This is a genomic window from Sphingobium cyanobacteriorum (genome assembly GCF_030580935.1).
Taxonomy (GTDB): Bacteria; Pseudomonadota; Alphaproteobacteria; order Sphingomonadales; family Sphingomonadaceae; genus Sphingobium; species Sphingobium cyanobacteriorum.
The window spans coordinates 167,525-185,969 of record NZ_JAUQOM010000008.1; the positions used below are offsets into that span (position 1 = coordinate 167,525).

Below are 18,445 nucleotides of genomic sequence, written 5' to 3' on the forward strand. Positions count from 1 at the left end.
GCTCAGAGCGCCTCGATAATGGTCACGTTGGCGATGCCGCCGCCTTCGCACATGGTCTGCAGACCATAGCGCTTGCCCCGTGCGCGTAGCGCGTGGATCAGGGTCGTCATCAGCTTCGTGCCCGATGCGCCGAGCGGATGACCGAGCGCGATCGCGCCGCCATTGACGTTAAGCTTCTCAGGATCGGCGCCGATCACTTCAAGCCATGCGAGCGGAACCGGCGCGAACGCCTCGTTCACTTCATAAAGATCGACGTCGCCGATCTTCATGCCGGCACGCGCAAGGGCCCGCTGCGTTGCTGGAACCGGCTCTTCGAGCATGATTACAGGATCGCCGGCCGTCACCGTCATCGAATGGATGCGGGCCAGCGGCGTCAGATTATGCGCCTTGAGCGCCCGCTCATTGACGACCAACACGCCCGATGCGCCGTCGCAAATCTGGCTCGACGTCGCCGCCGTCAGCGTGCCGCCCTCCACGAGCAGCTTGACCGAAGCGATCGATTCGGCCGAGGCGTCAAACCGCACGCCCTCGTCGATCAGATGCTGTTCGGCCTTGCCTTCCGGCGTCACGATATCGACGGCCGTTAACTCGTCCGCAAAGGCACCCGATTTGATCGCGGCAGCTGCCCGACGCTGACTTTCCAGCCCGAACGCATCCAGCCTTTCACGCGTGAAGCCGTATTTCGCGGCGATCATTTCCGCGCCCTTGAACTGGCTGAAGCCATCGACACCGAAGCGTGAAAGAATCTTCTGGCTCCACGCGCCCTCGCCGACGCCCGGCGTCATCGCCAGGCCCATGGGAACGCGCGTCATACTTTCCGTGCCGCAGGCTATAACTACGTCCTGCGTGCCCGACATCACGGCCTGCGCCGCGAAGTGCAGCGCCTGCTGGGAAGATCCGCACTGCCGATCGATGGTGACGGCCGGGACGCTTATCGGGAGCGAGGATGCCAGCACGGCGCTGCGACCGACATGAAGCGACTGCTCACCTGCTTGCGTGACGCACCCCAAGATCACGTCGTCAATCGCAGCAGGATCGATGCCCGCCCGCGAAACGAGCGAATCCAGCACGAGACCGCCCAGATCAGCAGGATGCCAGCCTGCAAGGCGACCACCACGACGGCCACCAGCGGTCCGCGTTGCGGCGACGATATATGCCTCAGACAATCGATGCTCCTCAATTTTGCCATGCACTTGGACTTGCGATATCACCCAAATCTCGGCTAATCAATCGAACAATTGAATAGCGCCTGTTGCCGAGCATGGCCGGGCGCGGTCGCCATGTTGAGGGAGCTTGTTTTTGAGGATGACGATGGCCGCACTTGTGTGCGAGGCGTTCAGCCCGCTTCCTCGACTATGCAGCCGGGAGGTCGCTATTCCTGAACCTGGTATCGGCGAAATCCGCCTGAAGGTCGCCTGCGCCGGTCTGGGTTTTGTCGATGCGTTGGTCTGTTCGGGCGAATATCAGGTCAAGCCGCCCTTGCCCTTCACGCCTGGCAATGAAGTGGCCGGATGTGTCGATGCCGTGGGCGCGGGCGTGACCTCGCTCAAACCAGGCGATCGCGTGGCCGCGTTGGTCGCGGGCGGCGGGTTGGGCGAATATGCCCTGGCGCGCGAAGCGCTTGTGGTTGCGATACCGGATGCCCTGCCATTTCTCACCGCGGCCGCCTGTGTGACCAATTATACGACCGTGGCGTTCGGCCTACAGGGGCTCGGGCGTCCGGCCAAGGGCGAAACCATGCTCGTATTGGGGGCCGGCGGCGGCCTGGGCATGGCAGCTCTGGACTTTGGCCGCATGCTGGGGCTGCGTACCATCGCGCTGGCATCCAATGAGGAAAAGCGCCGCGCGGCAAATATGCAGGGTGCCACCATCGTGATGGACTATAGCGGCGGTGACTGGCGCCGCGCGGTTGAGGCGGAGATCGGCAAGGCTGCTGTCGACATTATATTCGATCCTGTCGGCGGCGCCATGTCGGAACCGGCGTTTCGCCTGTTGGCGATCGGCGGGCGGCATCTGGTGCTTGGGTTTGCGTCGGGAGAGATCGCCCGTCTGCCGTTGAATCTGCCGCTGCTCCGGCGAGCCGACATTATCGGGGTCGATTGGGGCGGGGCGGTGCGGGGCGACGTCACGCTGTTTCGCCCGACATTCGCGCCGGTCGCCCAGGCCCTGGCCGATGGCGTGCTGCGGCCGACGGGAATCCAGCCGATAGCCTTTCGTGACTCACAGGAAGCCTTGGCGCGCTTGCGCAACCGGCAGGCGCATGGAAAATCGGTTGTCGAAGTGGCGTTGGAGAACAGGATATGACGAACTCTCTTTGCGCACTGCTGGGCAGCCATGCTGCGACACGCGGCGATGCCATAGCGCTGGAATTCGGCGATCGGCTCACGAGCTTCGCACAGCTTGACGCACAGAGCTTTGCCGCGGCGCGCGCACTGGCCGGTGTCGGCGTGTTGCCGGGACAAAGGATCGGCTATCTCGGCAAGAACAGCGATCGGTATTTCGAGCTTTTGTTCGCCGCGTCGAAGGCTGGCGCAGTCATGGTGCCGATCGGATGGCGACTGACCGCGCCGGAAATCGCTTTCCTGATCGACGATTCGGAAATTTCCGTGATTTTCTTCGAACCGGCGTTTCTCGACATGGTCGAACGCCTGGCCGCGGATCGTACGCTGAAGTGCATATCGACGGAGGGCCCTATCGGCGGCGTGCAGGGTTATGAACAATGGCGCGACGGTTCGGACATGAACGGCGGCGCGCTGCCGCCGGTCGATGTCGAAGCGCCGATCATCCAGCTCTATACGTCGGGGACGACGGGGCGCCCCAAAGGCGCAATGTTGACCCATTGCAATATTTTTCCGCTGCGCCCGCTTTGCGCTGCGGAGAATATCGCGTGGGATCAATGGCACGGCGATGACGTATCGCTTCTAACAATGCCCGTTGCGCATATCGCAGGTACGGGGTGGGGGCTGGTCGCCTTTTACAACGGTGCCAGGTCGATCATCATGCCGGAGTTCGATGCGGGCCAGATCCTTGACCTCATTTCCAGCGAACAGATCAGCCGGATCTTCTTGGTGCCGACCGCTATTCAGGCGGTATTGCGTCATGCGGATGTGGTTAAGTCCGACTTCTCGCGGCTCAAATATATTCTCTACGGCGCCTCGCCGATCCCGCTCGGCCTGCTGCGCGAAGCGATCGACGTGTTCGGCTGCGGCTTCGTGCAGAATTACGGCATGACCGAAACGTGCGGGACTGTCGTTTCGCTTGGACCAGAGGATCACGATGCAAATGGCGGAGAACGCCTCGCGGCGGCGGGCAGGGCCTTGCCAGGGGTCGAGCTCAAGATTGTCGATGAGCGGCTCGCCCCGGTCGCCGCTGGTGTCATTGGCGAGATCATGATCAAGTCGCCCACCACTATGATCGGGTACTGGAAGCGGCCCGAAGCCACTGCGGACGCGCTGATCGGCGGGTGGATGCGTACAGGCGATGCGGGCTATCTGGACCAGGACGGCTATCTCTTTGTCCAGGACCGGCTCAAGGACATGATCATTTCCGGGGGGGAGAATGTCTATCCCGCAGAAGTGGAAAGCACGCTCTATTCGCACCCGGACGTTGCGGAAGTAGCGGTTATCGGGATACCCGATGACCGGTGGGGTGAAGCGGTCACCGCGATCGTCGTGCCCGCAAACGGTGCGGTGGACGAGCGGGAACTGCTGCAATGGGCGCGCGAGCGTCTCGCCGCCTACAAGGTGCCCAAAAAGGTGATCGTCCGCCAGGAATTGCCACGTAATCCCAGTGGCAAGATCATGCGGCGCCTGCTGCGTGAGCCATTCTGGGCTGGTATGGACAGGGCTGTCAACTAGGGGGCGGCCCTTGGCGCATCGTCGCCACGGCTGGACAGGGCTCTAATCCATTTGCCCATGCGACGCATCGGTTCGATGCCATCTTGCGGACTGGCCAGGGAGCCGAGGCACGCATAGCCCAAGGATAGGATGCGCTGTACATCGTAAAGGGGAATGACGTTGGCCATTTGCGCCTTGAGGCTTTCGGGATAGATGGCGACCGTCTGCGTATAGGAGTTGAACGCCCTAAGCGCTTCGTCCAGCGTGTCGATGGGGACAAAGTTGACCGTGCGGTCGTTCAGCTTGGCCGCGAATTCGACAGGCTCGGAAAGCTGTCACACGGTCACGGCCCCCTCGTCACGGTCCCCGCCGATCACCTTGTACCAGTTCTCATCGAAACGAAGCGCATCGACATGCGCCTTCAGCTCCCGGTCATGCCGTTTGGGAATCGTGCTGAAATGCTGTGGCAACTCGGCCAGAGCGTCATAGGCCATCGTCACGCGTTGATGACAATGATGGCCTACGCTTTCCTACAGACCCGCCGCATCGCTCAAGTGGAGCGGAAAAAAGAGTCTCAGGACCACCGCCTCAGCCCAGTCTGCCAGCGGTCAGGCAAGCCATCATTGAACGCCTGTCCCGACCACCACCCCCTCAATGTCCTCGATGCGGCTGTCCTCTATCATCAACTGAAATCCCGTTTCTGCCAAAGTAGTGCTAATATACTTTACCGCTGCTTCTCGTGGCGGCGCTTGGGTGGCACGCGGCGGTCGTGATGCATGACCGCACGCGGGCTTTGCTGGGCGGTCGGCATTCCCAGGCACCAGAAGCTATACCCTGCCGACGTGCCATTGATCTTTCCTGTGGCCGGGCGCGGACGACCGCGTTTGCACCACTCCCCGAATCCTCAATCTCGTCCGACATCGGCCACCCCGCTCAAAGAGCGGCAATCATCTCCCCGAATGGGCGCTGCGCAAGGCGGCCGTCAGACCTCGCTTACCCAGCTTCTGATGGACGATCCTGACTATTTCGGTCCCGCGATCGCCACGGAGTTCTCCCGCCCTGTCGGCGAGGTGCAGAGGCGGATACTTGAAGAAAGCCGGCGCGCCGGTGTGTTTCGTCCGATCGATCCAATAATCTTCTATGTCCAGGTGGTCGGCGCCTGCGACCAGTTGTTTACCGGGCGCTATCAGCTTGAACATGTGTTTAACGCAAAAAAGTGGACGAAGAACGCAAGTGCCGTTTTATCGAGCACTTCGTCCAAACTCTGCTCGACGGCATCCTCATCAAGCCGTTGCCGTCCGGGGACGTGGGACTAAATTAATCCGTTTCGTTCGCAGTTTGGAGTTGCTCGCCGGACGTTATCGAGAGGGCTGCCAAGGAAATTCCCCTTCGGCAATCCTCGTTCCCGTTCACATTGAACCGGATCGAACCGAATTTCCCTGATTGCGTAATTTACGGTTTGCCAACTGACATCCACCTCACATGCAATCACTATTGGCCTTTCCGCTCGCGCCGGCACAGGTCAAAGGATGAAATGTTCGCCTGAGGATCGGATAGTCATGTCGCCGATGCTAACGCCCTTGGGCTGATTGATGGCGTAAAGGATGTTGTCGGCGATGATCGCCGGGTCGAGTGCGATGTAGCCCATCGTGTTTTTGTCGAGCAGCGCGGGATCCAGAGAGCCCCCCATCATCGCATGCATTTCGCCTAGATACAGCGACGTATTTTGCCCTGCTATGCCGACAAGCGCCTTGGGGTCGACCATTCCGGCGCCAAGGCCGGTTCCCGGGACGCCAGTGGGCCGAATGACGGTGACCTTGATCTTGCCCTGCGCCTCAACCCGCAGCGATTCCGAAAGGTAGCGCACACCGATCTTGGTGGCCTGATACACCCCTGCGCCAGCGACGGGATGGTGGCTGTAAATCGAGGAGACGTTCACGACATGCCCTTCTCCTTGCGCCATCATCTGGTCATAGACGGATACGATCCCGTTGAGCACGCCCTTCAGATTGATGTCGATGCACTTGTGCCAAGAGCCAATCGCATGCTGATGATCGGCGTAAAAGGCCAGGGGCATGACGCCTGCATTGTTTACGATGACGTCGATCCGGCCATAGGCCGCCACGGCGCTGGCCGACATGGCGCGCATCGCGTCGATATCAGACACGTCGGCGACGACGGCTTGTGCGATTCCCTTGGCTTGGATGATGCCGCCGACGACTTCGTCGAGATGGTGGGCATTAATGTCAACACAGGTCACATGAGCGTCAGCGGCAGCGGCTTTCTCACTCAACAACTTCCCAAAACCGCTACCGGCCCCGGTCACGATGATCGACTTGCCTTCGATATAGTTGGTCACGACGATTTAGCGCCCCGTCATCATTAAAAAGCGGAGTATGCCATAGGTGTAATTAATCCAATAATCAATATTGTTGCCGTGATCCGATGGGCGGCTGAACCGCCGGTATATGCGACATCAGGTTAAAGCCACATTCTATCGTCGGCTCACAAGATGATGCAGGTCGTGGTGCCATGCGCCATAAGGCGACCGGACGCATCCTGGATTGCCGCCTCGGCGGTGGCGAGCCGGCGCCCGCAGTTCAGAACCGAACCGACAACATTTACCGTCAAGCCCGGCTCAAGCCGACGGATGAAAGAGATCTTGAACTCCACGGTGGTATAGCGCGTGTTCTCGTCCAGTCGGCTCGCAACCGCAGTGGCCATCGCGCTGTCGAGGATCGTGCATGGATGCTGCCGATGCCATTGGTGTGATCCTCGGTCGGCTGTCCGCGAAAGGTCACCTTGCCGGGCTCGGCGCCTTGGATGGATATCCCCATCATTTTCCAGATACGCGGCGCCTCGATGCGGCCGTCGATGACGCCGCGGAGTCTGTGCAGACCGTATGTGATTTCCATTGTGGCGCTTGCTCCAAAATTTACGCATGTACTCCGCAGACCCGGCACGAAAATCGCGTTTATTCGAATACACAGCTCAAGGTTGCGAAAGTCATTGCAGGGTGCGAATCCCGGCCGGCGCATATCTGCAGGATAGGTCATCGGATCGCGCAAGGCCAATGGCCCTTCTGCCTGTGAGTCTACGCGAAAATCGCATCGGCCAGCCCTCGACCGGAATGAAGCCGCATCGCTTTCCCGTTGCGTGCGGTCTGCAGCCTTTTCTTATCTTAGGGACCGTGCCGCGCGCCTCCAGTCCTTGCGTTTTCCGAACATGTTCTCGGCCCTGTGGCGCTGGCGGTAGAGCACAGCGTCGTGTGGGATCGGAGCCTTGCAGTTGGCCTTTGACGGGATGCAGGGGGTGATGCCGCTCTCAGTCAGGGCGGCATAGAACCAGTCGGCATCATAGCCACGATCGGCCAGTAGCGCTTGGGCTTTGGGCAAGACGTCGATCATCAGTGCAGCGCCCTTGCAGTCGTTCAGGTGACCGCCGCAAATCCGATACAAGTCCAATGACAGTGCTTCATCGTCATGACCTGGCATCCGCCAGGGAGGCGGATGCCGACATCGCTATTGCCGCGAGTCGGAGTCATCCAGACCCCGTATGAACGTCACGTCGGGTCGCATCCCCGCGACTGCAACCGTCTCCAGGACGCGGACCTTGTGGATCGCGGGATGATCCTTGGTCAGCGAGCGGATGGTGTCGAGCAGAGCTTCCCGGTCTGTGGCGTTGACCAGAACGGTGATATTGTAACGCCCGGTGGCCAATGCGACGTAGGAAACCTGTTCCACGCGGGCAAGGTTACCCGCGATATTGTGGGCGTGGTTCGGCTCGACTTGAAGGCGTACGATTGCCGACGCGCTCATGCCTGCGGCGGTGGCGCTGATCAGTGCGGTCAGCTTGGCCGAGCGCCGGTGCTCGAGAGCCAGCAACCGCTTGCGCACTGCGGTTTCCGAGATCCCCAGCGTCTGAGCCACTTCCCGGTTGCTGGTGCGGGCGTTCTTGCTGAGGATGCTGAAGATCTTTTCGTTGAGATCGTCGTGTTTCATGATCAACTCTCAGCCCGGTGGATGTTGTCGAATTTCAGGAGCTTGGTCGATATCGACATGTCTTCAAAATATACGTCCTTGAATCGTTCGCTCTCGCGGTTGATCAGATCATCAAGGCCTCCCACGTCCTTTACATAGACATGCATGAGGATATCGGGATCTGACACCATGAGGACAACGGCCAGGCATTCCTCGATCTCGTAGAGTCGTCTCGCAATCGCGGCGACGTCGCCCGACACGACATTGATGAAGAGGAGGACGCTAAGATATTCCTCGCCCAAGTTGCGTTGTAGAACGATTCGCAGCGCGCCGCTGTCTTCCATCGCGCGTATCCTGCTGCCGACCGTCACTTCTGATATGCCAAGCCTCCGTGCAATCTCGTTGTTGCGCAGCCGGGCATCGGCCTGCAGTTCCTCAATGATCCTCCAGTCGGTTTCATCGAGCTCGGTTTCCATCAACGCCGTTCCATCCTTCGCAGTGTCGTCCGGCTCTCCGACTCGATGCCGGTGAGCATAGTTGTCATACAGGCTTCGTCGGCAATCTAAAAAAATGCATATAAACGGCAGATATGGCGCTTAAAAAGTAGGGAAAAGCTACATTGGCCTCATATTAAAAACCATTATGTGAAAAAATGTGCCGAAACCAAATTGACTATTTCTCGTGAAGGCGTAGACCTCTTGAAATCAGCCGGTCAGAGCTGACGAGGTGGAGAGACCCGATGTATGATCTGGTGATTGCCAACGGGAACGTTGTCGACGGCACTGGCGCGGCGCGGGTCCGTGCCGACATCGCCATCGCCAATGGTGTCATCGAGCGGATCGATCCGTCGATCGATCGGGGCAAGGCGCGGCGTGTGATCGACGCGATGGGCAAGATCGTCGCTCCGGGCGTTATCGATCCACACACTCACTATGACGCGCAGGTCCATTGGGACCCCTACTGCACCAACTCGAGTTGGCACGGGAATACCACGGTCGTCGTCGGCAACTGCGGTTTCGGCTTCATGCCCTGCCGGCCGCAGGATCGTGAGCGATATATGCTGATGATGGAAAACACCGAGCAGGTTCCGATGCCCGCTATGCGGGAGGCGCTGCCGTGGACGTGGGAGAGTTTCCCCGAATGGATGGCTCATATGAAGCGCCTCCACAAGGGCGTGAACCTTGCCGCCTACATGCCGCTGAACTCGTTGATGATGTACGTCATGGGCGTCGAGGGGGCCAAGACCCGCCGCGCTACCGTGGCTGAACGCGCGCGGATGCGCGATCTTCTCCACGAAGCCATGGACGCTGGCGCGATCGGCTTTGGTTTGTCGCATTTAGGCGAGTTCAATAGCCACAAGGACATCGATTTCTCTCCGATGCCGAGCGACACGATGTTTGCCGAGGACGCGGTCTTTCTGGCCGGCGTTCTTCGTGAACGTGGCGAGGGTGTTATCCAGTGTCTCGCGCAGCTCAATTCGGTGAACAACAGTTTTCTGGTCGAAGAGCTGGCGCGGGCGTCAGGCCGGCCGGTGGTACATAACGTGATCAATGCCGTCGATTCAAACCCGCGCTATCATCTCGATATCATGTCGTGGCTCGACCGGGTCCATGCCGAGGGACTCGACATTTACAGTCAGGCGCTGGTGCAGCGCGGCTGGGTCGAGTTCAACGTCACCTATATCGATACGCTGTGGCAGAATGTGGAGCCGTTCACGGAGTTCAGCCTCCATGTCGGCCCCGAAGCGAAGGCGGCGATCGCGAAGGACGAAGGCTTCCGCCAGAGAGCGCGCGAGCGATATGATCCGGACATGATGTTTGGCGCCGGTGGTCCAGTGGAAACACACCGCTTGGCCGATGCGAAGGGCAGCCGGTTCGCGCAGTTCGAGAACATGCTGGTGAGTGAAATTGCCCAAGCCACCGGCTCCGCGCCAATTGACGTGTTGTTTGATATCGTCGCAGAAACCAATGCGATGGCTGATTTCCGCACGACAGCGGCGGTCAGCGAGGATCCGGTCAAGCTCGGCGAGATCCTCGACCACGATCGAGTCCTTCTCGGCACTTCCGATGGCGGCGCCCACGTAAAGTTTTCTGCCGGTGGCCAATACGCAACCGACATGATCATGTGGATGGCGCGTGAGGAACAGCGCATCAGTCTGGAGCGGCTGCACAATCTGCTGTCGAGCAAGGTGGCCGACGTGTTCGGCTTCAACGATCGCGGATCGCTCGTCGAAGGCAAGGCGGCGGACCTCTACATCTATGATTTCGAACATATCACTTATGATCGTGACCGCTACGAGGTGCTTTTCGACCTGCCTGGCAACGAGTTTCGGCGTGTCTGCCGCGCCGAAGGCATCGATTGGGTTGTCGTCAACGGCGAGCCGATCTTTCGGTCAGGGCGGTCTACTGGTGCGATGCCGGGCCGCATGATCACCAACAGCATTCACGGCGCGGCGTTCAGCGAGGCCGCGGAATAAACAGGCAGTCATCTGCCATCCAGACTTTGCCGGGGGCGCGCTGCCCTCGAGCGAAGCGAACTTTAATAGGCCAAAATGGTCACCGGGAGAGTTTCATGCCTGAATATGATTTGATAATTCGCAATGGCACGGTCGTCGACGGAACCGGCGAGCCACGGAAAATTGCCGATCTAGGCGTGACGAATGGCAAGATTGCGGCGATCGGTGACTTGTCCGCCAAGGACGCGGGGCGTGTTATCGATGCGACGGGCCTGATCGTCGCTCCCGGCTTCATCGACCTGCACACCCATTATGACGCACAGCTGTTCTGGGACCCCTATTGCACAATCTCTGGCTGGCATGGCGTGACGTCGGTTGTGATCGGCAACTGCGGCTTCGGCTTCGCCCCCTGCCGCGTCGAGGATCGTGAACGCTCGATGCTGGCGATGACACGCAACGAGCAGATCGATCTCGAAGCCATGCGTCAGGGTATGCCCTGGGACTGGGAGACCTTCCCTGAGTTTCTCGATAGTGTCGAGCGTACGCCCAAGGGCGTGAACGTGCTGACCTTCGCTCCGCTCACCCCGATCATGATCTGGGCAATGGGGTTGCAGGCGGCAAAGTCACGCCGACCGAACGAAGAAGAGCTCAAGAAGATTCAAGGCCTGATCCACGAGGCGATGGATCATGGCGCGATGGGGTGGTCGGTCCAGCGCCTTGGCGAGAATTCGGTGCAGCCGGACTATGACGGCACGCCGATGGTCACCGATATAATGACTGATGAGGAAGGTTATGCCTTTGCCGAAGTGCTCAAGGAACGTGGCGAAGGTATCATCCAGCTGACCTACGCGCCGATCGGCAAGGAGAATTTGGCCGACTCTTTCATGGATACCCGTGTGTTCGAATGGGAGGAGAAGCTGGCGGAGATTTCCGGCCGTCCGATCATTCACAACATTATCGCGGCAACCGCCGGCATGCCGCAATTGCACCGCACGCCGATCGAGTGGTTGAAGTCGTGTCAGGAGCGAGGCCTTCAAATCTATGGCCAGGGCGAAACCAACCGCAACTGGCAACAGTTCAATTTCACCACCTGGAACGGCTTCGATATAGCGCCGTCGTGGAAGGCCGCGCTGATGGGGTCACCCGCCGAACGGCTCGAAAACCTGCGCAAGCCCGAGGTGCGCGAAGCGATGCTGGCCGAAAAACCGATCATCGACATGCTTGGCGTGCAGGGCGCTCCACTCGAAATCTATCGCTTGACCGGCGATGGCGGCAAGGCGGAACTCTCGCCGCTGATCGGCAAGACGGTGGGCGAGATTGCCGAACTACGGGGTAACACCCCGCTGGAGGCCTTCATCGATATCGCGGCCGAAAGCGAACTGATGGCCGAGTTCATGTCACCCTTCGTCAGGGCACCCAGTGCCGAATATACTGCGGAGATGATCAGGTCCGGGGTCGTCATGCCCGGTATCTCGGATGGCGGCGCACACACCAAATATTTCATTGGCGGCACCTACACGACCGATTTCCTGTCCTGGTTGGTAAGAGACCAGGGTGCGCTGACGCTGGAAGAAGCGCACGCGGCACTGAGCGCGCTGCCCGCCCGGATCGCCGGCTTCAAGAACCGCGGCACGCTGGTCGAGGGTGCGGCCGCTGACATCGTCGTCTACGATCTCGCCAATCTCAAGCGCACGCCGGAAAATGAGTATCTGACGCTGCACGATTTGCCGGGCGGCGACTGGCGTCGGGTCCAGAAGTCCGAAGGCTATCGGTACACCATCGTAAACGGTGAGGTCACGTTCGAGGACGGAACGGCGACCGGCGCCCATTCAGGTAAGCTGCTTCGGCACGGTGCCTGATCGATCAAACTGGGCGGGACGGCCTGTGCGGAGCACTGCCGGTCGTCTCGTCGCGATATTTCAAAAATAAATCAATTGGGATCGGGGATAGGAGCGGAAAGTCTCCACCCCATAAGGGAGGTAAAAATGTCCTGTGTCTTGAACCGTTCGCTGACGTCTGTTGTGGCCATTACAATGGGGCTGATGTCCGTAGGCGCCAATGCCCAAGGTGGGGGCAGCGTCGAACCAAGCTCCAATGCAGAGGTGTCGGCGACAGAGATTATTGTGACCGCCCAAAAGACCTCACAGTCGTTGCAGTCGGTGCCGATGTCTATTTCCGCGATTTCCGGCGATGACCTTTCGACGCGCGCAGTCCAGAACGTGGGCGATATCACGCGGTCCGTGCCCGGCGTCAATTATCAGGAAACGAACGGCGCAACGCAGATCACCATCCGAGGTGTCGGTTTGCAGGTGCAGACGGGCCTCGCCGAGCCGAACGTCGCATTGCACATCGACGGCATCTTCCAGCCCGCGGCGACCGAGGCCGACGTCCCGATCGTGGATTTGGAGCGGGTGGAGGTTCTGCGCGGCCCGCAGGGTACGCTTTATGGTCGTAATGCCACCGGCGGCACGATCAATTTCATTACGAAAAAGCCGACGTCGACCTTCGAGGCTGGCGGCTCGCTTGGCACGGGATCGTTCGATGCGGTCCGGGCAAACGGCTATGTATCCGGGCCCATCACGGGCGAGACACTGATGGGGCGCGTGTCCGCTTATTACAATCGGGACGACGGCTACTATTACAACTCGTTCCTCGACAAGCGGCAAATGGGCTTCGAGAAATGGGGCGTGCGTGGCGCGCTGCGCTTTCTGCCCAGTTCTGACGTGACGGTGGACCTCTCGGGCTATTACCAGCACGGCAGCGGCGAGACGCCGGTGCAGTCGATTCTGCGCGGGACCAATCCGCTGGTCGATGGGCTGGTCGCAGGCGGATTGCTTCCCGCCGGAAGCGTCGCGATCGATACCGGCAAATGGCGGACCGCGGGTGAAATCAGCAACACCTCCAAATATTGGACGGCAGGCACAACGCTTGATGCGAAAGTCGATATTTCGGATGCACTGAGCGTCCGCTCGGTAACCGGCTTCATCAAGCATGAATATGGTCCGTTCATCTACGACGCCGACGGAACATCGCTCGGCATCGTCACCCTGGGCACTCCGGGCGGCGACGGCCGTTTTCAGACGTCCAAGTCGATCAGCCAGGAATTCAACTTTTCAGGCGAGCTGGATAAGCTGCGCTATGTCGTGGGCCTGTTCTACTTCCACGAAACCGCGTTCGCCGTCTCGCCCGCCTATTTCCCCGACCCATTGATTCAGGCGGTGTTCGGTGCGGGGTTCGCTCCCTTTACCGGCTCTGCAAATACGCTCTACACTGGTCTTCGCTCATCCATGAACGTGAAGACCGATGGCTATGCCGGCTTTGCCGATCTGACATACTCAGTCACGCCGTCGATGCGGTTGAATGTCGGTCTGCGGCAGACTTTCGATCGCAAGAACTATGTCCAGTCGGACGAAAATTATCTTGTGGTGAACGGCGCGCCGCTGACACTGCCGAACTGTAGTAACCTTCAGACCAAGCTGCGCTTCAACCATTTCGACTACAAGATCCGCGCGGAAGCCGACATCGCCGACCGGGTGCTCGCCTATGGCCAGTATCAGACTGGCTTCAAAGACGGAGGGGTCAATTTGTCGGCATGCGGCGACACGTTCAAGCCAGAAAAAATCGGGGCGTTTGAAGCGGGTCTGAAGACAAGCACATCGGACCGTACTTTCACGTTCAATGCGTCGGCCTTCCATTACAAATATGATGGCCTGCAGGTCTTGTCATTCATCACGGCGACGTTGCCACTGATCGAGAATGTCGATCGCGCGACCATTACGGGCGGTGAACTGGAAGCGGTGATGCGGCCGTCGCGCCGGCTTACGGCTAACCTGGCCCTGTCGCTGCTGTACTCGAAGATCAAGAAATTCTCCAGCTTCGATTCGCGTCAACCGCAACTCGGCGTACAGGACTTGAAGGGCAAGCCGCTGCCGAGTGCACCCCAATATACCGTCAATGCCGGAATCGAATATGCGTTGCCGGTAGCCAATGGTGCCGTTCGGATGCGGGCCGAGACGTTCTTCTCGTCGGCTTATAATTTGCGGATGTTCGATCAGAAGGAGGATGAACAGCGCGCTTATACCGTGACCAACCTGTCGATCGGATATGAATTTGGCGGCGGTGACTATCAGATTCGGGGATTTGTGAAGAATCTGGAAAACACAGCCTACCAATTGAACGGGCTTTTCGCGGGCACTGTGGGCACAGCCGGAACATTGGCTCGCCCGCGCGAATGGGGTGTAGACGCGACTGTCCGCTTCTGAAGGATGAAACCGTGATTGTGCTGACCAGGAAACTACGAACAAAGGCGGTTGCCATGGTCCTGCCGGGCAGGGTGAGGCGATGACATATGTTATCGCCGCACCTTGCGTCGCGGACTATTCATGTGTCGACATCTGCCCGGTGGATTGCATTGCGCCATCCCCAGGCGATGACGCCTTTGACGCCGCAGATCAGCTTTACATCAATCCGGCGGTTTGCATCGCGTGCGGGGCTTGTGTGGAGGCATGTCCTGTCTCCGCAATTTACAGGATCGAGAATCTCCCCCAAAAATGGGCGCATTATGCCGAGTTAAATCGCGGCTATTTTGAGGGAAGTCCGGCATGACGGCCTCGGCACGCACCGTCGCCATAGTCGGGGCGGGGCCGGCAGGGGCCTATGCCGTGCAGCATTTGCTTGCCCAGAGCAATGTTTCGGTCGAAATTGACCTGTTCGACCGTTCGCTCACCCCCTGGGGCTTGGTGCGCTATGGCGTTGCCGCCGATCACCCGCAGAAGAAACTGATCGCGGACCGTGCTTTCGAGCCATTGTTGTATGATCCACGTGTGCGCTTCTTTGGCGGCGTCGATATTGGAGACGGCCTGCCGCTGGCGGCCGTGACGGAGGCCTATGACGCAGTGATTGTCGCGACCGGCGCCGAAGGCGATAACAAACTCGGCATTCCTGGCGAAGACATGGCGGGATCTTGGACAAGTCGCGAGTTCGTTCATTGGTGCAACGGCGATCCGCGACATGTGCACCACGGGTTCGATCTTTCTACCCGGCGCGCCGTTATCATAGGCAATGGCAATGTTGCGCTCGATATCGCCCGGTTGCTGCTGCGTCCGATTGCCGAACTTCGTGCCACCGACATGGCCGATCATGCGCTTGCCGCCCTGGAGAAAAGCAGGGTCGACGAGATTTTCATCGCGGCGCGCCGCGGGCCGGCCGAGGTCGCGTTCAATGCTCCAGAGCTTGAAGAACTGGGCGAGTTGCCCGATGTAGACATATCCATCGCACCGCACACAGGGCTTGTAGACGACACACTGGCCCGGCCGGACCTACCTTGGTCAACCCGTCGAAAGCTTACCCATTTGCTTAGTCTCGCATCCCGCTCCGGCGGGAGCAGAAGGATCAACTTTTTGTTCGGTGCGACGCCACTCCGGTTTGAGGGTGACGAAGCAGTCAAGCGAATTGTCTTCGCGTCTACCGCAGCTCCGGGCGGGGCTTACCAATTGGATTGCAATCTGGTCTTCTGCGCGACCGGCTTTCGCGGCGAACCGCGTTCGGGCCTGCCACACGACGCAAATGCCGGCGTAGTCTTGACGGACAATGGTCGCGTCGCCGGAATGGCAAATGTCTACGCTACGGGTTGGGCGCGGCGTGGTTGCCGCGGCGTCATCGGCACTAATCGCAAATGCGCCAAGACTGTTGTCGATATGGTCCTCGCGGATATTGCTGAACGGCCTGCGGATGCTGGGTGCATTGATCGGCGAAGGGCGCTCCTGGCAAGGCTCGGGTCTGATCGAACCACGATAGGCAAGGATGGCTGGCGGACGATCGATCGCGCAGAGCGGCTGCGCGGTCGCGCCGTCGGCCGGCCGCGCGTCAAGTTCACCTGCGAAAATACGCTCTTGCGTGTGGCTCAGGGAGGGGATCAGCGATGAGCATCAAGCACACCTTTTGCCGGATCTGCGAGCCTGCCTGCGGATTGCTCGCCCGCATCGACAACGATGGCCAGATCGCCGCGTTGCTGCCCGATCCGAACCATATTTCGGGCGGGCGCCCGTGCCACAAAGGGCTCTCCTTTCTTGACGTGCATCGTGACCCTGACCGGCTGAACTGGCCGTTGAAGCGTCGCAATCCACGCCGCGAAGCGCGGGGTGCGTTCGATCGTGTCGAATGGGACGCTTCGCTTGCGGACGTGGCTCGACGTCTCAATGCGCTGCGGGAGCAGCACGGGCCCAATTCTGTCGCGATCTATTACGGCAACCCCTTTGGCGTCGCCAACGCTGCCGGCTGGGCCGCGGTCGAACCTCTGCGGCAGGCGATCGGGACGCAAATGATTTTCAGCGCCGGCACTCAGGACGTGACCAACAAGACGGCTGCTGGCGCGGAGATATATGGTTCGTCCGGCGTTCTCACGATCCCGGACATCGCCAACACGCATTATCTGCTATGCATCGGTGCAAATCCGCTTGTCTCGCGTTGGACGGCGATGTCACATCCTAACGATGATCTCGCTAGCCTTCGTGCTATCGTCGATCGGGGTGGAAAGGTCGTTTTCGTCAACCCGCGCAAAATCGAATCATCCACCCCCGCGACCGGCCCCACGCTGCAAATCCGGCCCGGAACGGACGTGTATTTCCTGGCGGCGCTGTTCCTTGAACTCGATAGCAGAGGCGCGTTCGACGAGGCGCGCATCGCGAGCCTGGGCAAGCGAATGAACGAACTGCGTTTGCGCATCAAAGGGTATACGGCTGATGTGGTGGAAGCGATCGTTGGCATCCAGGCCTCGCAAATCCGCAGTATCGCAGCTGATATCGCCGCCGCGCCTTCGGCTGCGATCTACATCTCTACGGGAGTCAACCAGAGCCGACAGGGGACGCTGGCCTATCTGCTTTCGGAGATGATCAATTTCGGCACCGGCAATCTCGGGCGCAAGGGCGGCGTCATCAAGCCGGCCGGCATCGTTGACCATTTCGCGCGTACGCAAGGCGTGGCAACGGTCGAAACGTCGATCGGCACGTTCGAATTGCCTGAACCGATTGGCGCCGCAACGCTTCCTGCCGCCACGATCACGCGCCTGATCGAAAGCGGCGACATTCGTGCGCTTCTGGTCTTTGGCGGCAACCCGATCCTGACAGTGGGTGGCGAGGAGCAGATGCGTCGCGCCTATGAGTCACTCGACTTGCTGGTTTCAGTCGATGTCTTCCGGTCTGCAACTGGCGAACTTGCCGACTATGTCCTGCCTGCGGCTGACTGGCTGGAACACAGCGACCTCACTCTGTTGGGTAGCGGGCTACAGCCGCAACCCTATGTCCAGTATACCGAAGCCATGGTTCCGCCCGCGCATGAACGGCGCAACGGGTGGTGGATATTGAATTCCCTCATCAGCGCGCTGGGCGCGCCTTCGGCACTGGACGTGGCGCCGGACGATCATGACGGACATTCGATGTTCGCGGAAATCCTCAAGGCAGCCGGCCTGACGATCGACGATCTCATGCAAAGCCCGGGCAATGCGCGTCCTATCGATCAAAAGCCGCCCGAATCGTTTTTCGAGCGATGTGTGGTTCATCCCGATGGCAAGATCGACTGTTGCCCCGAAAAGTTCATCGAAAGGGGACTTTTCGACCGGATGGCCTCGATTTTTGCGGAGCTCCGCGCTGAGGCTCCCGGAGCGTTGAAGATGATTTCGCTGCGCACGCGGTACATGCACAATAGCTGGATGGGTAACGCTCCCCGCATCAACCACGCCATTCGGGGCGCAAGCCCTGTGCATGTCAGTCCCGAGGATGCAAATGCGCGTGCATTGCTTGACGGCGACATTGTCCGGATATTCAACGATGTGGGATCGGTCAAGGCACAGGTCAGGATCGATGCAGACCTGCCGCCTGGGACCATCGCGATGACGCATGGTTATGGACAGCGCCTGACCTATGGTATGACCGTAGCCAGCGCTGTCGATGGGGCTAACTGCAACGCTCTGTTGCCGACTGACGATGATGACATTGAGCCGGTCAGCTACATGTCGTGGATGACGGCGGTGCCCGTGGAACTGGTTTCCGCCGAGCCTGTTCGGACATATGAGGGGCCCGGCTTGGCGACCGCGATAGTTGAGTAACTTCTCCGAGAGGTAGGACAGGATCATAGCGAGATCATGGCACCGTAATGTGCTCCCCTCCTGTCGCCCACCG

General features: G+C 59.7%; 17 protein-coding genes and 1 pseudogene. 11 read left to right on the top strand and 7 right to left on the bottom strand.

Features of this window, described 5'->3' with window-relative positions; translation table 11 throughout:
* Nucleotides 1-2: 2 nt before the first annotated feature.
* On the bottom strand, nucleotides 3-1,166 hold the full coding sequence (locus tag Q4610_RS15450; RefSeq protein WP_304536863.1) for an acetyl-CoA C-acetyltransferase: 1,164 nt from the start codon (nucleotides 1,164-1,166) through the stop codon (nucleotides 3-5).
* Between the two features lie 145 nt (nucleotides 1,167-1,311).
* On the opposite strand from Q4610_RS15450, the gene Q4610_RS15455 reads away from it, so the two are divergent.
* The gene (locus Q4610_RS15455) at nucleotides 1,312-2,304 is read left to right on the top strand and encodes an NADPH:quinone oxidoreductase family protein (RefSeq protein WP_304536864.1); all 993 of its coding nucleotides are present in this window, start codon (nucleotides 1,312-1,314) and stop codon (nucleotides 2,302-2,304) included.
* Nucleotides 2,301-3,857: a fatty acid--CoA ligase gene (locus Q4610_RS15460; RefSeq protein WP_304536865.1), complete on the top strand. Its 1,557-nt coding sequence runs from the start codon at nucleotides 2,301-2,303 to the stop codon at nucleotides 3,855-3,857. The genes Q4610_RS15455 and Q4610_RS15460 overlap by 4 nt, the downstream gene beginning before the upstream one ends.
* A 314-nt stretch (nucleotides 3,858-4,171) precedes the next feature.
* On the opposite strand, the gene Q4610_RS15465 is transcribed toward Q4610_RS15460, so the two are convergent.
* A complete protein-coding gene (locus Q4610_RS15465) occupies nucleotides 4,172-4,330 on the bottom strand; it encodes a hypothetical protein (protein WP_304536912.1) in 159 nt (52 codons plus the stop codon).
* Nucleotides 4,331-4,612: 282 nt separating this feature from the next.
* Between Q4610_RS15465 and Q4610_RS15475 the strand changes: the two are divergent.
* A pseudogene (locus Q4610_RS15475) lies at nucleotides 4,613-4,753 on the top strand (IS701 family transposase); the annotation flags it as partial.
* Between the two features lie 42 nt (nucleotides 4,754-4,795).
* Nucleotides 4,796-5,152, top strand: coding sequence for a hypothetical protein (locus Q4610_RS15480; RefSeq protein ID WP_304536908.1), 357 nt, complete (start codon nucleotides 4,796-4,798; stop codon nucleotides 5,150-5,152).
* Nucleotides 5,153-5,358: 206 nt separating this feature from the next.
* Here Q4610_RS15480 and Q4610_RS15485 read toward each other — a convergent pair whose 3' ends face one another.
* Together Q4610_RS15485 and Q4610_RS15490 are read right to left on the bottom strand one after the other, a co-directional pair.
* Nucleotides 5,359-6,195 (bottom strand): SDR family oxidoreductase, encoded by an 837-nt coding sequence (locus Q4610_RS15485; protein WP_304536866.1) that lies wholly within the window; start codon nucleotides 6,193-6,195, stop codon nucleotides 5,359-5,361.
* Between the two features lie 146 nt (nucleotides 6,196-6,341).
* Nucleotides 6,342-6,683: a PaaI family thioesterase gene (locus Q4610_RS15490; RefSeq protein ID WP_304536909.1), complete on the bottom strand. Its 342-nt coding sequence runs from the start codon at nucleotides 6,681-6,683 to the stop codon at nucleotides 6,342-6,344.
* Here Q4610_RS15490 and Q4610_RS15495 point away from each other — a divergent pair.
* Entirely contained in the window at nucleotides 6,581-6,928 is a 348-nt protein-coding gene (locus Q4610_RS15495) for a hypothetical protein (protein ID WP_304536913.1), read from the top strand. The two genes, Q4610_RS15490 and Q4610_RS15495, sit on opposite strands and share 103 nt — an antisense overlap.
* An 84-nt stretch (nucleotides 6,929-7,012) precedes the next feature.
* On the opposite strand, the gene Q4610_RS15500 is transcribed toward Q4610_RS15495, so the two are convergent.
* From Q4610_RS15500 to Q4610_RS15510, 3 genes are read right to left on the bottom strand one after another with little or no spacing between them, the layout of a single operon-like run.
* On the bottom strand, nucleotides 7,013-7,330 hold the full coding sequence (locus tag Q4610_RS15500) for a transposase (RefSeq protein ID WP_336622875.1): 318 nt from the start codon (nucleotides 7,328-7,330) through the stop codon (nucleotides 7,013-7,015).
* 27 nt (nucleotides 7,331-7,357) lie between these two features.
* Nucleotides 7,358-7,837 carry an Lrp/AsnC family transcriptional regulator gene (locus Q4610_RS15505; RefSeq protein WP_304536868.1) on the bottom strand — a complete coding sequence of 160 codons (480 nt, stop codon included), beginning with the start codon at nucleotides 7,835-7,837 and terminating at the stop codon, nucleotides 7,358-7,360.
* Between the two features lie 2 nt (nucleotides 7,838-7,839).
* On the bottom strand, nucleotides 7,840-8,292 hold the full coding sequence (locus Q4610_RS15510; RefSeq protein WP_304536869.1) for an Lrp/AsnC family transcriptional regulator: 453 nt from the start codon (nucleotides 8,290-8,292) through the stop codon (nucleotides 7,840-7,842).
* 263 nt (nucleotides 8,293-8,555) lie between these two features.
* Between Q4610_RS15510 and Q4610_RS15515 the strand changes: the two genes are divergently transcribed.
* The 6 genes from Q4610_RS15515 to Q4610_RS15535 all read left to right on the top strand — a co-directional run bounded on the left by Q4610_RS15515 (nucleotide 8,556) and on the right by Q4610_RS15535 (nucleotide 18,372).
* Entirely contained in the window at nucleotides 8,556-10,292 is a 1,737-nt protein-coding gene (locus Q4610_RS15515; protein WP_304536870.1) for an N-acyl-D-amino-acid deacylase family protein, read from the top strand.
* Nucleotides 10,293-10,387: 95 nt separating this feature from the next.
* Nucleotides 10,388-12,130, top strand: a complete 1,743-nt coding sequence (locus tag Q4610_RS15520) for an N-acyl-D-amino-acid deacylase family protein (protein ID WP_304536871.1) — start codon at nucleotides 10,388-10,390, stop codon at nucleotides 12,128-12,130.
* A gap of 126 nt (nucleotides 12,131-12,256) precedes the next feature.
* Complete coding sequence (locus Q4610_RS15525) at nucleotides 12,257-14,533, top strand: TonB-dependent receptor (protein WP_304536872.1); 2,277 nt, start codon at nucleotides 12,257-12,259, stop codon at nucleotides 14,531-14,533.
* Between the two features lie 79 nt (nucleotides 14,534-14,612).
* Nucleotides 14,613-14,876, top strand: coding sequence for a 4Fe-4S dicluster domain-containing protein (locus tag Q4610_RS21835; RefSeq protein ID WP_425262574.1), 264 nt, complete (start codon nucleotides 14,613-14,615; stop codon nucleotides 14,874-14,876).
* On the top strand, nucleotides 14,873-16,195 hold the full coding sequence (locus tag Q4610_RS15530) for an FAD-dependent oxidoreductase (protein WP_304536873.1): 1,323 nt from the start codon (nucleotides 14,873-14,875) through the stop codon (nucleotides 16,193-16,195). The genes Q4610_RS21835 and Q4610_RS15530 overlap by 4 nt, the downstream gene beginning before the upstream one ends.
* Nucleotides 16,192-18,372: a molybdopterin-containing oxidoreductase family protein gene (locus Q4610_RS15535; protein ID WP_304536874.1), complete on the top strand. Its 2,181-nt coding sequence runs from the start codon at nucleotides 16,192-16,194 to the stop codon at nucleotides 18,370-18,372. The genes Q4610_RS15530 and Q4610_RS15535 overlap by 4 nt, the downstream gene beginning before the upstream one ends.
* The last annotated feature ends 73 nt before the right edge of the window (nucleotides 18,373-18,445 follow it).

What these genes read in the sequence shown, in the direction of transcription:
- Q4610_RS15455 (WP_304536864.1), top strand. Translation starts at nt 1,312, where the DNA reads ATGGCCGCACTTGTGTGCGAGGCGTTCAGCCCGCTTCCTCGACTATGC.
- Q4610_RS15460 (WP_304536865.1), top strand. Translation starts at nt 2,301, where the DNA reads ATGACGAACTCTCTTTGCGCACTGCTGGGCAGCCATGCTGCGACACGC.
- Q4610_RS15465 (WP_304536912.1), bottom strand. Translation starts at nt 4,330, where the DNA reads ATGGCCTATGACGCTCTGGCCGAGTTGCCACAGCATTTCAGCACGATT.
- Q4610_RS15480 (WP_304536908.1), top strand. Translation starts at nt 4,796, where the DNA reads ATGGGCGCTGCGCAAGGCGGCCGTCAGACCTCGCTTACCCAGCTTCTG.
- Q4610_RS15495 (WP_304536913.1), top strand. Translation starts at nt 6,581, where the DNA reads ATGGATGCTGCCGATGCCATTGGTGTGATCCTCGGTCGGCTGTCCGCG.
- Q4610_RS15500 (WP_336622875.1), bottom strand. Translation starts at nt 7,330, where the DNA reads ATGCCAGGTCATGACGATGAAGCACTGTCATTGGACTTGTATCGGATT.
- Q4610_RS15505 (WP_304536868.1), bottom strand. Translation starts at nt 7,837, where the DNA reads ATGAAACACGACGATCTCAACGAAAAGATCTTCAGCATCCTCAGCAAG.
- Q4610_RS15510 (WP_304536869.1), bottom strand. Translation starts at nt 8,292, where the DNA reads ATGGAAACCGAGCTCGATGAAACCGACTGGAGGATCATTGAGGAACTG.
- Q4610_RS15515 (WP_304536870.1), top strand. Translation starts at nt 8,556, where the DNA reads ATGTATGATCTGGTGATTGCCAACGGGAACGTTGTCGACGGCACTGGC.
- Q4610_RS15520 (WP_304536871.1), top strand. Translation starts at nt 10,388, where the DNA reads ATGCCTGAATATGATTTGATAATTCGCAATGGCACGGTCGTCGACGGA.
- Q4610_RS15525 (WP_304536872.1), top strand. Translation starts at nt 12,257, where the DNA reads ATGTCCTGTGTCTTGAACCGTTCGCTGACGTCTGTTGTGGCCATTACA.
- Q4610_RS21835 (WP_425262574.1), top strand. Translation starts at nt 14,613, where the DNA reads ATGACATATGTTATCGCCGCACCTTGCGTCGCGGACTATTCATGTGTC.
- Q4610_RS15530 (WP_304536873.1), top strand. Translation starts at nt 14,873, where the DNA reads ATGACGGCCTCGGCACGCACCGTCGCCATAGTCGGGGCGGGGCCGGCA.
- Q4610_RS15535 (WP_304536874.1), top strand. Translation starts at nt 16,192, where the DNA reads ATGAGCATCAAGCACACCTTTTGCCGGATCTGCGAGCCTGCCTGCGGA.